This window comes from Streptomyces cucumeris, from assembly GCF_024295805.1.
In the GTDB taxonomy this organism is placed as follows: domain Bacteria; phylum Actinomycetota; class Actinomycetes; order Streptomycetales; family Streptomycetaceae; genus Streptomyces; species Streptomyces cucumeris.
Genome location: NZ_JANCLX010000054.1, coordinates 1 through 15470 on the forward strand (window position 1 = coordinate 1; position 15470 = coordinate 15470).

Below are 15470 nucleotides of genomic sequence, written 5' to 3' on the forward strand. Positions count from 1 at the left end.
CTTGCGCTTCACCTTCGCGGCCTTGCCGTCCTTGTGGACGGTGTAGCCGTCGCTCGCGAAGCGGCTGAAGGGCGAGTCGTACGCCTGGAACCGGTTTCGCATGAGCGAGCCGTCCGCCCACTTCTCGGCGGTCGGGTGCGCGTCGATCGGGAGGATCAGACCGGTGCCCGGGTGGGCGCTCACGTTGTTGTCCGGCTGCGAGGTGTCCCACTTCCAGATCAGCAGACCGTTCTGGTAGGGGAAGTGCTCGACCCAGTTGGGACGGGTGGAGGTCCAGCCGAAGTTGTACGGACCGGTCTTGAGGGTCTTGTCGTAACTCACGTACTGGCGGTTCTCCGCGAGGTAGTACTGCGGGTAGTCCTTGGTGAAGGAGCTGCCGATACGCGAGAAGCCCTTGCTGGTCCAGCCGTTGTCGTCCCCCTCGGCGTTGTCCGAGAAGACCGGGGAGCCGTCCGCGGTCAGCGTGAGGGAGTCGGCGGCGAAGCCCTTCTGCGCCACCCCGCCGTCGGTCTGGTAGCGGAAACGCAGGTCGATCTTCTTGCCCGCGTAGGCGTCCAGCGGGAAGGAGAGCTTCTTGTACGCGCCGGAGGTGCCGGTCAGGGCCGGCTTGTCACCGGCGTCCCGCGGGATGGCCTTGCCGTCCGCGGTGCCGTCCACCGGTTTCCAGTTGGCGCCGCCGTCCGTGGAGACCTCGGCGTAGAGGTAGTCGTAGTTCTTCTCGATGTCCCACCAGCCCTGGAGGTCCAGGGTGGCCTTGGACTTGCCGGTGAGGTCCACCGAGCGGGTGAGGGTGTTCTTCAGGTCATTCCCCATCCCGCTCCACCACTGCTTGGCGCCCTCGGCGGGCTTGGCCACCTCGGTGGTGACGGGCTTGGCGGGCAGCTCGACGACCAGCGCCTGCTTGTTCTTGGTGTTGTACTCCGCGACACCGAGTGTGTGGGTCGACTTCTTCCCGGCCTTGGCGGTCGCGTGGTTCAGCCAGCCGAGCTGGAGCTTGTCCCAGGCGTTCATGTCACCGGGCAGGTCACCGATGGAGTCCTTGCCGGTGCCCAGCCAGGAACCGGAGGACATCAGCGACCAGAAGGCCACCGACGACTCACCCTTGTTGCTGGTGTCGTACTCGTCCGGCAGACCGAGGTCATGGCCGTACTCATGGGCGAAGACACCGAGGCCACCGTTCTCGGGCTGCATGGTGTAGTCGCCGACCCAGATGCCGGTGTTCCCTACCTGCGTACCACCCGCCTTGTTCTGCGAGGGTCCGGTTTCGCCGACTGCGTGCTTGTAGACGTAGGCGCGGTGGGCCCACAGTGCGTTCTCGCCCTGGGCGCCGCCGCCCGCGGACTCGTCCTCACCGGCGTGCACGATCTGGAAGTGATCGATGTAGCCGTCGGGCTCGTTGAAGTTGCCATCGTTGTCGAAGTCGTTGCGGTCCCACTGGTCGTACTTCGACAGATCGGCCTTGATCTGCGCGTCAGTGCGACCGGCGGCTTTCTGGTCCTTGGCCCACTGGTTGACCCCGTCCCGGACGAGATCCTGTACGTTGTCGCAGTTCTTGTCGCCGCAGTAGTTGGAGCCGTAACGGGCTTCGTTCCAGTCGACCTTGACCCAGTCGGAGACCTCACCGTCGACCGAGTACCGGCCGGAGGACTGCCGCTCGTAGTACTTCTTCAGGGACTCCTTCTTCTTGTCCTTGGAGAAGTACATGTCCTGGAAGTGCTTGCGGTTGAAGTCCTTCTTCCAGTCCGTGCTGTTGTCGTCCTTGCGGTCCGGCTCGGCGATGGTGTTGTGCGCCGGGCCCGGGTCACCGCCGTACTTCTTCACCGGGGGCTTCGGACCGTCGCCGTCCGGGTCGACCATCGTGGTGTTGTCGACCTTGTCGCCGAACTCGGTCAGGATGGTGAAGATCTTGTCGGTCTTCTCCCGGGCCAGCTCGACGTACTTCCCCTTGCCGAGCTTCACCACCTGCGAGCCGCCGCGCTTGGTGGTCTTCGCGTCCCCGGAGATGACCTGACGCAGGGCCTCCTCGCGCTGCGCTTCCTGCGTCTTGCTGAACGGGCCTGGAATGTTGTGTTCAATGTTGGCCCTCACGGCGGCCGGATCCCGGCGCTCAACTGGCTTGGACGGAGAGTCGGCCTGCGCCGCTCCTGCCCAGAGGGTGGCCGCTCCCAGCGCGGCCACGGTGGCTATGGCGGCTGGTCGAGCCGCCATGTGTCTACCGTTCACTCTCGAATCCTCCACATTCTCCCCGTAGGTGGGAGTATTTGATCGGAGTGATGAGATAAAAGATAGATCTCGACTTGTGTGCGGAGTATCAAGTAGCTTGACGCGTTTGGCTGTGGACAGGACCGTCGAACTTGGGTGGAGGGCACTCAACGCCTCGGCTGGTCATCCCGGTGAGTCGATACGGGACTCTTCGCGTTTGCCGACCTCGTCTCGGGTGCAGGCGATGCTCCGGGCCCGCCGGGGGCCGGGTTGTCACATCGATCCATCCGGCAGGTCACAAGTGCTCGCTGGGCGGCCATTTCGCCGCCGGAAGAGAAGGGCCGGGGGCCACTGAGGACGGTCATCGGGTTCGCCGATCGCACTCACTGTGCGCGATGAGCGCTCTCCTTCTCCGTGTCAAGCGCCAGACGCATCAGCGCCAGAGAGGGCTCTGAAGTAAAGGGTTGTAAAAGTCGCGGGATCCTTCATGAGACTCGCAGGTCCTCCTGGTGAGGATGCACCAGCCGGGGCAGCGGAGCGGGCCCTGCCGGAAATCTTCCCCGCACGGTTGCGCTGTCCCGGAGTGGGCTTATCTGTTCCGTGCGGGAATGCAGGCCAGTCCACGGTCACCCTTCAATCCCGGTCCTGATTACAGCGGGAGTGCCTATCGGTTTCCTCTCCTTCTGCGGCGTCGGAGTGCCGCCCTCCATGTTGCCGTGGCACTAGAGGAGTTGACGATCCGTGGTCTGGAGAAGGCCGGGGCCGGTAATTGGCGGGGCACGACGAGTTCGCACGGAGGGAGTGATGAAGAGGTGCCCCATGGGCAGGACGCTTGCCACGGCCTCGGCCGTTACCCCGGGTCCGGATGCGGGATCGCGGAGCGGGGCGGACGCTGCGGCGGGGCGCACGTTCTACGTCAACGCGAGCACCGGTGACGACGCCCAGGCCAGCACCTCGCCGGAGAATCCCCGGAAGACGCTGGCCAATATGTCCGAGGCAAAGCTGGAGTCGGGCGACACCGTGGCCTTCGCACGGGGCCAGGAGCGGCCGGGGCAGCAGCTCCGTCCGTCCACGTCGGGTGTCGCGGGCAAGTCCATCATGTACACCGCTTACGGCAGCGGGGCGCTGCCCGAGCTCGACGCGCCAGGCGCGTCCGGTGGTTCCTACGGCGCCACTGTCTTCATACAGAACCAGCAGTACTCCCCGGAAGCCCCATCCCGTCCGTCCCCAATATCGGAGCCGACCAGCATCAGTGAGGTCGATGGGACGAGCGGCCCCGGCCGGGTGGAGAGACTCCAGTGGACGTACCCCTCCGGGCCTTGCCAGGCGATCCGGATGGACGTTCGCGCCCGCCTCGCGCCGAGGATGTCCTATGGCGTCATGGCTGGTGCGCCGGGCCGTCCTGGTCGGCGCACCAGTCGGCCGCCTGGCCCTTGGTGAGCAACGAACGCCAGCGGACGACACCTGCGGTCGGTGGCGAGGTGTGAATCTGCCTCATCTGCCCGGCCTCTGAGCGTTCGAGAAGAGCGGTCTTCGGCCCAGGGTTTTCACCGACGTCCGGATGTGTGATCTGGAGGCTGAACGCCGCGGTCCGTACGCCCGGGCCCCGGCAACCGCATCTCTCGAGTGCGAGGTGTGGAGACCGCCCTTGCTCAGACCCGTCAGAACAGCCGACGGCGTCGGACAGGATGTGTTTCTTCGAACCTGGCTCACCCCGTTCGCGGGCTCGGTCCTGTGTGTTCACACCCTCAAGCCGCCGTGCCAGACACGTCGTGCAGGGGCGGTGGAAGGACGCCTCGTCTTCGCGGAAGAGACCGGAGGCGGCTCGCTGTTGGGCCGGGGGTTAAAGGGATCGCCAAGCGGCGGGATGTGTGGGGTCCGGTGGCGCTCCTCCTCTATGGAAGTCGCAAGTGAACGCGAGCGCTGGAGGAGACCACTGCGGTCACGGGAGTGGCGCAGCCCCGGCTCCTCTTGTCCCGTCCCGCATCTGGAGCGGGGCTTGTTCGGCGCCACTTGCCCCACCGACGAACAGAGGCGATCTGATCGTGAAGAACACACACTCTGCCCATAAGAAGCGTGCGCGAGGCTCCAGACGCATAGCCGCTGTGGCTCTCGCCGTGGTCACCGCGACGACCGTCGCGGGTATCGCTTCGGCATCCGAGGACTCCAGCCACGCCACGACCCACACCGGCGCAAGCGAGGCCGTCGCCGAGACGCAGGTAGTGAAGGCGGCTCGCAAGGCAGCCACCGCCCATGCCAAGGAGACCGGGGTGGGTGCGCACGAGGCACTGATCGCCAAGGACACGCTGGTCGATCCCGACGGCAAGCGGCATGTCCGGTTCGAGCGCACCTACCGTGGGCTTCCCGTGGACGGGGGTGATCTGGTCGTCCACCTCGACACGCACAACGCGTTCCAAGGCGTGACCCGGGCGATGAACCATCAGGTCTCGGTGTCCTCGCTCACCCCCAAGCTGACCGCGAAGGAAGCGGCAGCCAAGGCGTCGGGCTCAGTGCACGGCGGCAAGGCTGTCGGCAAGGCAGAACTCATCGTCACCGTGCAGGGCACCAAGACGGTGCTGGCCTACCGGGTGAGTGTCAAGAGCGGACAGGCCGACGGGCGCAGCGTCGTGCTGGACGCGACCACCGGCAAAGTCCTGGGCGGAGAGGTCATCGCTGATGGCTTCATATCCCCTCAGCTGCGGGAGAAGCTGCGTGACCTCAACGAGGTGGCAAGACCCGAGAGAACATCGCTGGCTGCCTCTCTCACGGCCCGCGCTTCTGGATCCGCAGGCACCGGTATGTCCTTCTTCGCGGGCAAGGTCTCGCTGACGACGACCAAGAGCGGGAGTTCCTACGTCCTGAAGGACCCCAGCCGCAGTGATACGGAGACCCGCGATGCCGGCTCGCAGCAGCTGGAGTCTTTCGGATCCGGGGCGGCGTTGAAGGACTCGGACAACCGCTGGGGCAATGGCAAGACCTCTGACAAGGCCACGGCCGCGGTGGATGCCCAGTACGGGGTGACGGCCACGTTCGACTTCTACAAGAAGACGTTCGGCCGCAAGGGGATCAAGAACGACGGGCGCGGAGCCCAGGCCCTGGTCCACTGGGGCGACAGGATCGGGAACGCCTTCTGGATGCCTCGATGCCACTGCATGGCCTACGGCGACGGCGATGGAAAAACGTTCCGTCAGCCTCTGGTCGCCCTCGATGTCACCGGTCACGAGCTGACCCACGGTGTGGTGGAGGCCACCGCGGGCCTCGAACCCACCCGTGTCGACGCGGAAGACCACCAGTACGGTGAGCCGGGATCGCTCAACGAGTCCCTCGCCGACATCTTCGGCTCCGGCATGGAGTTCGCGACCAACAACAAGGCCAACCCGCCGAACTACTTCATCGGCGAGAAGATCGGCCTGGACCAAGGCTTCCTCCGACGCCTGGACAAGCCGTCGCTGGACAGGCTGGAGGACACCGTCGACTACTGGGACGAGTCCCTCTACGACAAGGAGGTGCACGGCGGCTCCGGAGTGTCCTCCCACGCCTTCTACCTGCTCGCCGAAGGCAGCGGCAAGAAGACCATCGGGGGAGTGCGCTACGACTCCCCGACCTACGACCACTCCACTGTCAAGGGCATCGGCCGGTCCAAGGCCCTGCAGATCTACTACCGCGCCATGACCCGCTACATGGTCTCCAACACCGACTTCCACCAGGCACGCGAAGCCACCCTCAAGGCCGCCGGCGACATCTACGGCAAGAGCAGCACTGAGTACAAGACCGTCGACAAGTCCTGGGCAGCCGTCAACGTCACACCGAAGAACACTCCCCGACGCTGACCTCCCCGACGTCTCGTGAACGTGGCGCGAGACAGCCGTCTCTGGGCTCACCAGCCCAGAGACGGCGGACATCGGCGGGCTCGCAGCCGACGTCGAGCAGCGTGAGATCTGGCCGTGAGCAGCCTGCTGGATGAGCGAATCTGTCGTGGTCGCGTACGACGGGACCTTTGAACTGGGAGACCAGTGCGCGAGTTGTGTGAAATATGTGACTGTTGAGTGCCCTCTAGGTGAAACCAGGCGACGCGTTCGCACGTCACACGACCATGAACGCGTTCCTGGCTCCGCCTGTCTCTGCGACACCAGTGAGTAAACGTCACTTCAGATGCCGTCGGAGCGGGCTGCGATGACGGGACGGCACACGCGGCGACCGCAACGGCCGCGGCGGCGGGAGCCGAGCGGGCGGCATCGGCAGCGACAGCAGCAGCCGCAGCAGCAACATCGGCAGCGACAACCGCAGCGGCGACGACCTGGACGGCCGCGGAAGCAGCGGCAGCGCCATCAGCAGCGGCAGCCACGGGTCCACTGGATGCTGTTGACCCTGTGTCTCTCCCTCCTGGCCACGATGCTGCTCTTCCAGGGATGGAGCACGAACGAGGTCTTCGCGGCCGAGGGCCGTCGCCCCTGCTCCACGCCCGCCCCCCGGGCCGTCTCGGACGGCGGACCGGTGCTGCGGTTCGAGAGGGGGCGGATGACCTCCTCCCAGATGCCCCCGCGCACCGTGGCGCTGACCTACGACGGCGGACCTGACCCGGTGTGGACCCCTCGCCTGCTCGACCTGTTGCGCGAGCATCACGCCCACGCCACGTTCTTCCTCCACGGCACCCAGGTCACCCGTTACCCCGGCCTGGTGCGAAGGATCCTCTCCGAGGGCCATGAAGTCGGGTCGCTCACCTACACCGGGGCCGCCATGGGCTCCGTCTCTCCGGCACGCGCCCGCATGGAGCTGTCGTTCACCCGGGCCGCGCTGGAGGGTGCCACCGGGGTCGGCACCGATCTGCTGCGGCTGCCGGGCACCTCCACCGTGCGGACCCTGTGCGGCGCGGAATGGCAGGCGGCCCGACGGGCCGCCGAGGGCGGCTACGTCCTGGTCGCCGCCGACTCGCCGCATGCCGACCCGGCCAGAGGCGCGATCCGGCAGTTCACCCAGACCGAGGAGGCGTACCAGCGGACCGCCAGACTGCTGCGGAACCGGGACGTCAGCGAGTTCCTCACCGTGACGGCCGGACTGGGGGAGCTCCGGGCCAACGAGCCCGCGTCGCCGAAGGAGCGGTGGCTCGGTACCCGGATCTTCTGGTTCGCGGCCGTAGGCCACGTCCTGGTCACCGCGATGACCTGGATGCTCGGCGTCGTCGGTGTGCTCGGGCTCCTCAAGGTGGCACTGCTCTTCCTCTTCTCACGAATGCACATCCGCCGGCTGCGACGGCACCGGCCGGGAGCTCCCTGGCTGCGCCGGGTCAGCGGGCCGGTCACCGTCCTGGTGCCCGCCTACAACGAGGAGGCGGGGATCGAGTCCACCCTCCGTTCCCTGCTCGCCTCCACCTACCGTGAGCTTCAGATCATCGTGATCGACGACGGATCGACGGACCGGACGGCGGAGATCGTCGAGGCCATTCCCGACCCCCGGGTGACCCTGGTGTGCCAGAGCAACGCGGGCAAGGCTGCCGCCCTCAACACCGGACTGGCCCATACCCGGCACGACATCGTGGTCATGCTCGACGGGGACACCGTCTTCGAACCGGACGCCATCGAGCGGCTCATCCAGCCGCTGGCCCACCCGTCGATCGGCGCGGTCAGCGGCAACATCAAGGTGGCCAACCGGACTGGCCTGCTGGGCAGATGGCAGCACCTGGAGTACGTCACCGGATGCAATCTGGACGTCCGGATGTTCGAGGTGCTGGAGTGCATGCCGACGGTTCCCGGCGCCATCGGCGCCTTCCGCCGTGAGGCACTGCTGGGGGTCGGCGGTGTCAGCGAGGACACCCTCGCCGAGGACACCGACCTCACCATGACGCTGTGGCGGGCGGGATGGCGGGTGGTCTACGAGGAGCACGCGGTCGCCTGGACCGAGGTGCCCGGAACACTCAGCCAACTGTGGCGCCAGCGTTACCGCTGGTGCTACGGCACGCTCCAGGCGATGTGGAAACACCGCGGTGCCTTCACCGAGGTCGGCTCCGCCGGGCGTTTCGCCCGCCGCGCACTCACCTTCCTCCTGGTCTTCCAGGTCGTGTTGCCGCTGCTCGCCCCGGTCGTCGACGTTTTCGCGTTGTACGGGCTGTTCTTCTACGACCCGGTGGGGGTCGGCGCCCTCTGGCTGGGCTTCCTCGGCCTCCAGCTGCTGGTCACCGGATACGCGCTCCGGCTGGACGGCGAGCGGCTGGACGCGCTGTGGGCGGTGCCGCTCCAGAGCCTGGTCTACCGGCAGTTGCTGTATCTGGTGGTTTTCCAGTCCGTTGTCACCGCGCTGTTCGGGGTCCGGCTCCAGTGGCGACGTATGCACCGCTCGGGGCTGGCCGGTCAGCGGCTGGCGCGATCCGCCGTGTCCAGCCCGGTGCACGGCGGATCGCCGCCCGCGGTGGAGCAGCACGCATACGGGACGCCAGGTGCCGACCATGCCCCGCATGCCCATCACGCCAGTCTCCCGGAGGGTTCCCATGAGTGATCAACTGGATCGGTGGGCAGGTCGTGAACTCGCCGCTGTTCCGCCACGGATCGGAAAGCACCGCGGTGAGGGGCTTGAATCCGGCCTTCGTGACTCAAGCCACCGAGGCGGACGCCGCCCCGGCGGACGGCTCCGGGCGGCCACGCGCCGACAGGCGCGGAGGAGGGCGGCCGTGGTCGCCGTGACCGTCGCCGCCCTGTTCGTTTCCCTCAGTTCCTATGTGTGGGCCGACAACGAACTCAACCGGGATGTCGACCTCGACGCGATCACGGACCGCCCGTCGCAGGGCAAGGGCACCACCTATCTCATCGTGGGATCGGACAGCCGGGACGGGCTGTCTGCCCGGGAGAAGAAGGACCTGCACGTCGGGTCGGCCGAGGGCCGCCGTACCGACTCGGTGATCCTGCTGCACACCGGGGCCCACGGCACCACGATGGTCAGCCTGCCGCGTGACTCCTGGCTGACCATTCCCGCATGGGTGCGCTCCGAGACCGGTGAGCGCCACCCCGCGGCACGGAACAAGCTCAACGCCGCCTTCTCCTACGGCGGTCCCGAACTGCTGGTGCGCACTGTGGAGCGGGCCACCGGGCTGCGTATCGATCACTACGCGGAGATCGGATTCCGGGGCTTCGTGGATATCGTGGACGAGACCGGCGGAGTCCGGATGTGCCTGGACCGGGCGGTCCGGGACGAGAAGTCCGGCGCCGATCTGCAGAAAGGGTGCCATCTCCTCAACGGCACCGAGGCGCTCGCCTTCGTCCGGCAGCGCCATCAGGAGGCCGACGGCGACCTGGGGCGCACCAAGAACCAGCAGGCGTTCCTGGCCGCCCTCGCCGCCAGCATCACCACTCCGCACATCATGCTCAATCCGGGGAAGCTGTATCCGATCCTGGACTCGGCGCTGGACACCCTCGTGGTGGACAAGGAGATGGAAGTACCGGACCTGATCTCCCTGATGCAGGCGGTACGTCGCGCCGCCGGGGGTACGGGGCAACGGGTCAATGTCCCGGTGGCGGCCGTTGGCATCCCGACGTCGAAGGGGAGCGCGGTGAAGTGGGACGCGGCCAAGGCGAGGCGTCTCTTCACCGCGTTGCGGAACGACGGGCCGTTGCCGGGCGGTGTGAACTGAATGCGTCCTGGCGCGTGGGAAGGCTTGGCTGGAGCCTTCCCAATGCGCCGTACCGGCACCAGAGCGCGCCCCCGGTTCCGCTGGTACGGGCCGACGCACGCCTCGACAACGGCGTGTTGGCCGAACGCCACGGGAAACATCACCGTCGTGGTGACCAGCACGGTCTATGCTGCCGGGATGATCAAGCCCATTGAACTCGTCATATTCGACTGCGACGGCGTATTGGTCGACAGCGAGCGCATCGCCGCGCGTGTTCAGGTCACCCTCGGAGCCGAGTTGGGTTGGCCGCTGACAGAGGACGAGGTCGTGGACCGGTTCATCGGACGCTCGCACGCCGCCATCCACGAGCAGGTCGCTGCCCGGCTCGGCCCGGACACGGCCGCGCTCTGGTCAAAGAGGTTCGAGCAATTGCACCGCGAGGCCGTGGACGCGGGACTTGCCCCGGTGGACGGCTTGCCGGAAGCACTCGACGCGCTCACTCTGCCGACCTGCGTCGCCTCCAGCGGCTCCCACGACAAGATGCGGCACACCCTGGGACGTACCGGGCTCTACGAACGCTTCGCAGGCCGCATCTACAGCGCAACCGAAGTCTCTCGTGGCAAACCCGCCCCCGATCTGTTCTTGCACGCCGCTGAGCAGATGGGTGTCGATCCCGGAGCCTGCGTGGTGATCGAGGACAGCCGGCCCGGCGTCCAGGCTGCCCGCGCCGCGGGCATGCGAGCCTTCGGCTACGCCGGCGGACTGACCCCGGCCGATCGCCTCGAAGGCCGCGACACCGTCATCTTCCATGACATGCGCAAGCTGCCGACCCTCATCGCCGAGCGGTAGCCCTCTCTTCACCAGGTGCTGCCCATCCAGGAGACGTGACAGGTGGCTCGGTCCCAGGGCTTGTCCGGTCGATCATGTCCGGCGCCGGGTGGCTGTGGCCGGGACTGGCTGAGCCGGTTGGCCGCTCGGTCGACGGTGTTGCGTCTCTTGCAGCGCTCTTCAACGAAGCCGGGCGGCCGCCTGCTGTGTGAGCTATTGCGTAGGCAGGCGGCCTGGCTGTCGGTGTCGTCTCCGGAATGGTGTGCCGAATGTTTCGACGCCGGAGGTGCTCGCGGCTATAGGCCCTGTCCGCGGGGAGGGAGTCGGCGCGAGGCAGGGAGCCAGAGCCGGATCACCCTTCCCGGCTTTCGGGCCGGGGGCCGCGCACCACGTAGAGGGTCGCGCCGGTGAGGAACGCGGTCAGGGCCGGGAGCCAGGAGATGGGCTGGGCTCCAGGTTGAACGGCCCAGGCCCACAGGGCGTGGGCGCGGCTGTGGGCGTCGGCCGGTGTGAGGTAGAGCGACGAGAGGTAGGCGAGGACGGGCATCCAGCAGAGACGGGAGCCGATGACCGTGGCCGCGGCCAAGGCGACTCCCACCGCTCCGAGGAGGTTACGCAGAAGACCCCAGCTGCCGAAGACAGGAAGGGTGGAGGGGGCTACCAGCACCAGGGCGGCGCCCGCGATGACGGTGAGCATCGTCAGATGGGCCAGACGGCGCGGTGGCCAGGGTCGGACGGCGGTCGCGTCCAGCGCTGGGGAGTACTGGTACGTGCTTACACCGATAGCGCATGCCGCGAATACGGGAGCCAGTGCTTCGGCGCGGACCCGCTGGGCCGGGTCGAGATAAATCTCGGACCGGTGGGCGCAGACGGCGGCCAGAGCGGCGACGGCGAGCAGCGCGGCCACAGTGTGGGGCATAGCCCGTGACCGGGCATACAGGAGGACACCGTGGGCGGAGGCGGACTGGCGGTTCACAGGGCGGGCACCTTACTGAAGTCGCAGGAGGGGCCGGCGGCGAAGTAGCGGTTCAGCCAGACGCGTCGCCGGTCCTCTCCCATGGACGTCAGACGGGACAGGGCGTCGGCCGTGGTCCGGCTCTCTGCCAGACCGCGCCGGTCACCCGAGTCGCGTGCCTGCTCTTCGTCGGCCTTCCGCCTGCTCTCGGCGAGGTCATTGGAGACCAGCCAGTCCTGTACCGCGTAGTGGAGGTAGGCATCGGGCCCGCCGTCGCACTCGGGTACGAGGGCGGCGCCGGTCTCCAAGACGAACCGCTCGGGGTCAGCCAGTTCGCCGCGCACGACGTTCTGACCGACGAAGAAGGGAGGCAGGGGCAAGCGGTCGGGCAGGGGATGCACCCCCTTCAGCCGCCCGGTCATGCCCGACAGCGCGGCCGATACCTGCGGCAGCAGACCCTTGTACTCCGCGTCGACGCATACGCGCGGTGTTGTCGTGTTGTCGCACACCTCGGTGCGCGTGTGGGCGGGCCACATGCCCTCGCCTACCCGCACCATGGGGACCGCCGCCGCGATCGCCGCAGCGGCGAGCGGGACTACGGCGCACCATGACCATCGGGGACGGAAGGTGTGGGCGCAGACCACCGCGGCGGCGAGGCCGCCGGTCCAGACGATCATCGTCAGTGGTTGCCACCACACCGGCCCCTGGTCGCCGAAGCCGTTGTCCGCGGCCGGGCTGAGGAAGCGGACCGGGGAGGCGTCGTCGGTGAAGCCGAGCAGTAGATACACGGCGAGGGCGAGGGCGGGTGCCGTCAGCCGCCACGGTACGAGTCGGCCGACGACGGCACCGATGACCGTCGCGCTGACAAGGACCGTCAGGTCCGCGGCCACCGGTACGAAGATCGGCCGTCCGCCGGAGACATACGGCCAGGTGGCCAGGAACGACAGGGCCGCTATTACGGTGTGGGCCACCACAACCGCGAGTGCCACCGGCAGTGAGACCACCAGGAACTGCGTGAACTCGCTCCTGGACGCGGAGGCACGCAGCCCGGTCATACGGCTGCGGTGCTCCCGCGCGCCCTGCCAGCACCCCGCGGCAGCCACCAATGGCCCGCACAGCATTGCGGCACCGATGTGCAGCTGATATCGAGTCTCAGCCCAACTGCCTTGCCAGAAGTCCGCTTTCGCCGCCATCGTCAGTGCCTCGACGACACACACCGCCAGGGCGACCCAGCGGGCCGAACCGCCACGTACCTCGGCGAAGACCGGGTGGCGTGGCCGACGGCCGAGTGGTGTCGCGGGACGCACGGTCCGGCGACGGACGAGGGAAGGAGCGTTCATCGGCCCGCCTCCTGCGCCGCCGCCCCGGAGCGCCGCAGGCGCAGCGCGGCGGCGTAGCCGCGCTCGATGGGGCTCCCGGCGAACGCCTCGTCCTCCCACCGTTCGCCCAGTGCGGCCAGCGAGTCCGGTGTGCCGCGGTACGCCACCGTCCCGTTTTCGATGAGGGTCACCTCGGTGCACGCGGCGGCCACATCCTCCACCAGATGTGTGGAGACGACGACGGTGGTGCCCTCCTCGCCCAGTTCCCGCAGCAACGCCCGGAACTCGACCCGCTGTTCCGGGTCGAGGCCCGCGGTCGGCTCGTCGAGCAGCAGCACGGCCGGGTCGTTGACGATGGCCTGGGCGATGCCGACCCGCCGCACCATGCCGCCCGACAGGGTCTTCATCTTCGTGTCGATGCGGTCCGTCAGCCCGACGCGGGCCACGGCTCGCTCGACCGCCCGGCCGGTTTCCGCCCCGGGCATCTCCTTCAGCCACGCCACGTAGGCGACGAAGTCCCGGACGCTGAAGCCGGGGTAGTAGCCGAAGTCCTGTGGCAGATAGCCGAGTCGGCGGCGGGCGGCGGACAGTTCCCGATGCCCGGAAAGCGGACGGCCGAGGAACTCCACGTGTCCGGCGAAGGGACGGGCGACCGTGGCCAGCACCCGTATCAGGGAGGTCTTGCCCGCTCCGTTCGGGCCCAGCAAGCCGTGCACTCCGGATCCGAAGTCCAGATCGACGGCGTCGAGGGCGATGGTTCTGCGATGCCGGACGGTCAGTCCGGTGATGCTGAGGGCGTTCACGGGATTCTCCAGGAAGTTCATTGGTGGGGCGCCCGGGGGGAGCGGGGCTCGACATCGAACGCGTGGCGCCGCAGGAGGACCAGCACCGCGCACAACGCGGCGGCCGCGGCCCAGCCCGACTGCTGTCCGGTGCCGGACACGACCCGGGCCAGCTGCTCGGTCAGTGCGGATTCCGGGTGCACACCGTCGCCCCGGCGGGTGGCGAGCAGCACGGGAACCAGCATGGTGAGGCTCCAGACGCCGGCGAGAAGTCCGGCCGCGATGGAGCATCCGATGTATGAGCCGAGCCCGAGGCAGCCCGCGGTCAGAGCCAGTCCCGGAAGCAGCCAGGTGGCGGGGCCCGGCGCCCCGGACTGGTTCGGCACGATGGCGCCTGCCGCTGTGAGGAGAGGCAGACTTACCGCGAGCACTGCCACACACCGGGTCAGCAGGAGCCGCAGACCACCGGAGGGGGTCGCGAGGGTGATCTCGTGGACCGGGTCCGCGGACGGGCCGTATGACAGGGCCACTCCTGCCAGCGGCAGCAGCGGAGCCAGGGCGAGCAGCAGTGGCCGGGCGCCGGTGAAGTCCGCCCCGTAGGCCAGTGATACCGCGCCCGCGCACACCAGGAGCACCGCCACCACCCACGCTCCGCGCAGTGCGGGCCCGGCGGCCCAGATCGCCCGGCAGAGCAGTCGGGTGTGACGGGGCTGCGGATGACTGAACACTCGGTGGCTGATGGCACCTTGCGGAGGGAGTGCGCCCAGCAGCGTGCTCCGCACATCCGCCAGCACCCGCGCCGTGTCCTTCCGCGCGCGCACGGCGGCCGACACGGTGGTCGCGCAGTTGCCGCAGTTCTCCGTGTGCTTCTCCAGCGACCATGCCACGGCGTCGCTGACGGTCCCCGCCGCGTAGTGGGTGGCCATCATCTCGTCTACATGCCAGTCTCCGGAGGCGTACCGGACCTCGTCGCCTTGCTGAAGCGGCTCGCTGTGTCGCCTCTTCACGCCAGACCTCCGAGTGGTGCGCGGTCCTGGGACAGCTGAGCCAGCGCGACCCACAGCTCGCGGCGGGCACGCATAGCCCGGGTCTTGACGGTCCCTTCGGGTATGCCGAGCAGTACAGCGGCCTCCCGGGTGGTGAGCCCGTCCACGACCGTTGCTCTGAGTACCTCGCGCAGCTCCGGCGAGATCCTGTCGAGGGCGGTGCCCACGTCTCCGAACTCGAGGCCGTCCAGTACTCGTTCCTCGGCGGAGGGGGCAACCGGCGGTGGGGCGTACTCCACCCGTTCGGCGCGCGCCTGTACGCGCTGGGCGTCCAACAGCCGCCGGGCGGCGATCACCCACAGCCAGCCGCCGCATTCCGCGCCGCGGTAGGAGCCGGCGGACCGCCAGACGGTGAGGAAGGTGTCCTGGAGGACCTCGCGAACGGTCTCGGGGTCGGTACAGCGCCGCGACAGCCGGGCGAACAGCCAGCCGGCATGCCGGTCGTAGAAGGTGGCCAACGCAGCCTGGTCCCCTCCGGCGACGGCACGCAGCAAGGCGGCGTCGTCATCTCGGTCAGCCCTTCGCGGGCGGAACAGTGTCACGCTCCCTCTATCGCTCAACGGCCCGCATCCGGTTCACCAACTCCATGATGAGGGCGGAGCTGATGGGGTGAATCAGCCGTCCGCACTTGGCGCCCTGGGCCGGTATCAATCTGTGATGGTGCGTCAGGGCTCAGCGGATTCAAGCGTCTGCGCTGCAACAGCGGGCCGCTGGGATCCGTGCATGCGAGGGCCCTGCTTC

Annotated in this window: 12 protein-coding genes; 4 read left to right on the top strand and 8 right to left on the bottom strand. The window is 68.1% G+C overall.

Annotated elements, in window-relative coordinates; translation table 11 throughout:
- Together NMK44_RS39875 and NMK44_RS39880 are read right to left on the bottom strand one after the other, a co-directional pair.
- Nucleotides 1-2208 (bottom strand): immune inhibitor A domain-containing protein (locus NMK44_RS39875; protein WP_254752744.1); only part of this gene is annotated, 2208 nt, incomplete at its 3' end.
- Nucleotides 2209-3113: 905 nt separating this feature from the next.
- Complete coding sequence (locus NMK44_RS39880) at nucleotides 3114-3293, bottom strand: hypothetical protein (protein WP_254752746.1); 180 nt, start codon at nucleotides 3291-3293, stop codon at nucleotides 3114-3116.
- Nucleotides 3294-4307: 1014 nt separating this feature from the next.
- Between NMK44_RS39880 and NMK44_RS39885 the strand changes: the two genes are divergently transcribed.
- The gene (locus tag NMK44_RS39885; protein ID WP_254752747.1) at nucleotides 4308-6032 is read left to right on the top strand and encodes a M4 family metallopeptidase; all 1725 of its coding nucleotides are present in this window, start codon (nucleotides 4308-4310) and stop codon (nucleotides 6030-6032) included.
- Between the two features lie 313 nt (nucleotides 6033-6345).
- Here the strand turns inward: NMK44_RS39885 and NMK44_RS39890 are convergent, their stop codons facing one another.
- On the bottom strand, nucleotides 6346-6555 hold the full coding sequence (locus NMK44_RS39890) for a hypothetical protein (protein WP_254752748.1): 210 nt from the start codon (nucleotides 6553-6555) through the stop codon (nucleotides 6346-6348).
- A gap of 3 nt (nucleotides 6556-6558) precedes the next feature.
- Between NMK44_RS39890 and NMK44_RS39895 the strand changes: the two genes are divergently transcribed.
- From NMK44_RS39895 to NMK44_RS39905, 3 genes are all read left to right on the top strand, one after another.
- Entirely contained in the window at nucleotides 6559-8691 is a 2133-nt protein-coding gene (locus NMK44_RS39895; protein ID WP_254752750.1) for a bifunctional polysaccharide deacetylase/glycosyltransferase family 2 protein, read from the top strand.
- Between the two features lie 172 nt (nucleotides 8692-8863).
- Nucleotides 8864-9820 carry an LCP family protein gene (locus NMK44_RS39900; protein WP_308358795.1) on the top strand — a complete coding sequence of 319 codons (957 nt, stop codon included), beginning with the start codon at nucleotides 8864-8866 and terminating at the stop codon, nucleotides 9818-9820.
- 177 nt (nucleotides 9821-9997) lie between these two features.
- Nucleotides 9998-10648, top strand: coding sequence for an HAD family hydrolase (locus tag NMK44_RS39905; RefSeq protein WP_254752792.1), 651 nt, complete (start codon nucleotides 9998-10000; stop codon nucleotides 10646-10648).
- Nucleotides 10649-10979: 331 nt separating this feature from the next.
- Here the strand turns inward: NMK44_RS39905 and NMK44_RS39910 are convergent, their stop codons facing one another.
- From NMK44_RS39910 to NMK44_RS39930, 5 genes are read right to left on the bottom strand one after another with little or no spacing between them, the layout of a single operon-like run.
- Nucleotides 10980-11546 carry a hypothetical protein gene (locus NMK44_RS39910; protein WP_254752752.1) on the bottom strand — a complete coding sequence of 189 codons (567 nt, stop codon included), beginning with the start codon at nucleotides 11544-11546 and terminating at the stop codon, nucleotides 10980-10982.
- Between the two features lie 53 nt (nucleotides 11547-11599).
- Entirely contained in the window at nucleotides 11600-12922 is a 1323-nt protein-coding gene (locus NMK44_RS39915) for a hypothetical protein (RefSeq protein WP_254752754.1), read from the bottom strand.
- Entirely contained in the window at nucleotides 12919-13725 is an 807-nt protein-coding gene (locus NMK44_RS39920) for an ABC transporter ATP-binding protein (RefSeq protein ID WP_374215412.1), read from the bottom strand. Before NMK44_RS39920 ends, NMK44_RS39915 begins: the two co-directional genes overlap by 4 nt.
- Nucleotides 13722-14690, bottom strand: a complete 969-nt coding sequence (locus NMK44_RS39925) for a zf-HC2 domain-containing protein (RefSeq protein WP_254752758.1) — start codon at nucleotides 14688-14690, stop codon at nucleotides 13722-13724. Before NMK44_RS39925 ends, NMK44_RS39920 begins: the two co-directional genes overlap by 4 nt.
- Nucleotides 14687-15271 carry an RNA polymerase sigma factor gene (locus NMK44_RS39930; protein ID WP_254752760.1) on the bottom strand — a complete coding sequence of 195 codons (585 nt, stop codon included), beginning with the start codon at nucleotides 15269-15271 and terminating at the stop codon, nucleotides 14687-14689. Before NMK44_RS39930 ends, NMK44_RS39925 begins: the two co-directional genes overlap by 4 nt.
- Between the last annotated feature and the right edge of the window lie 199 nt (nucleotides 15272-15470).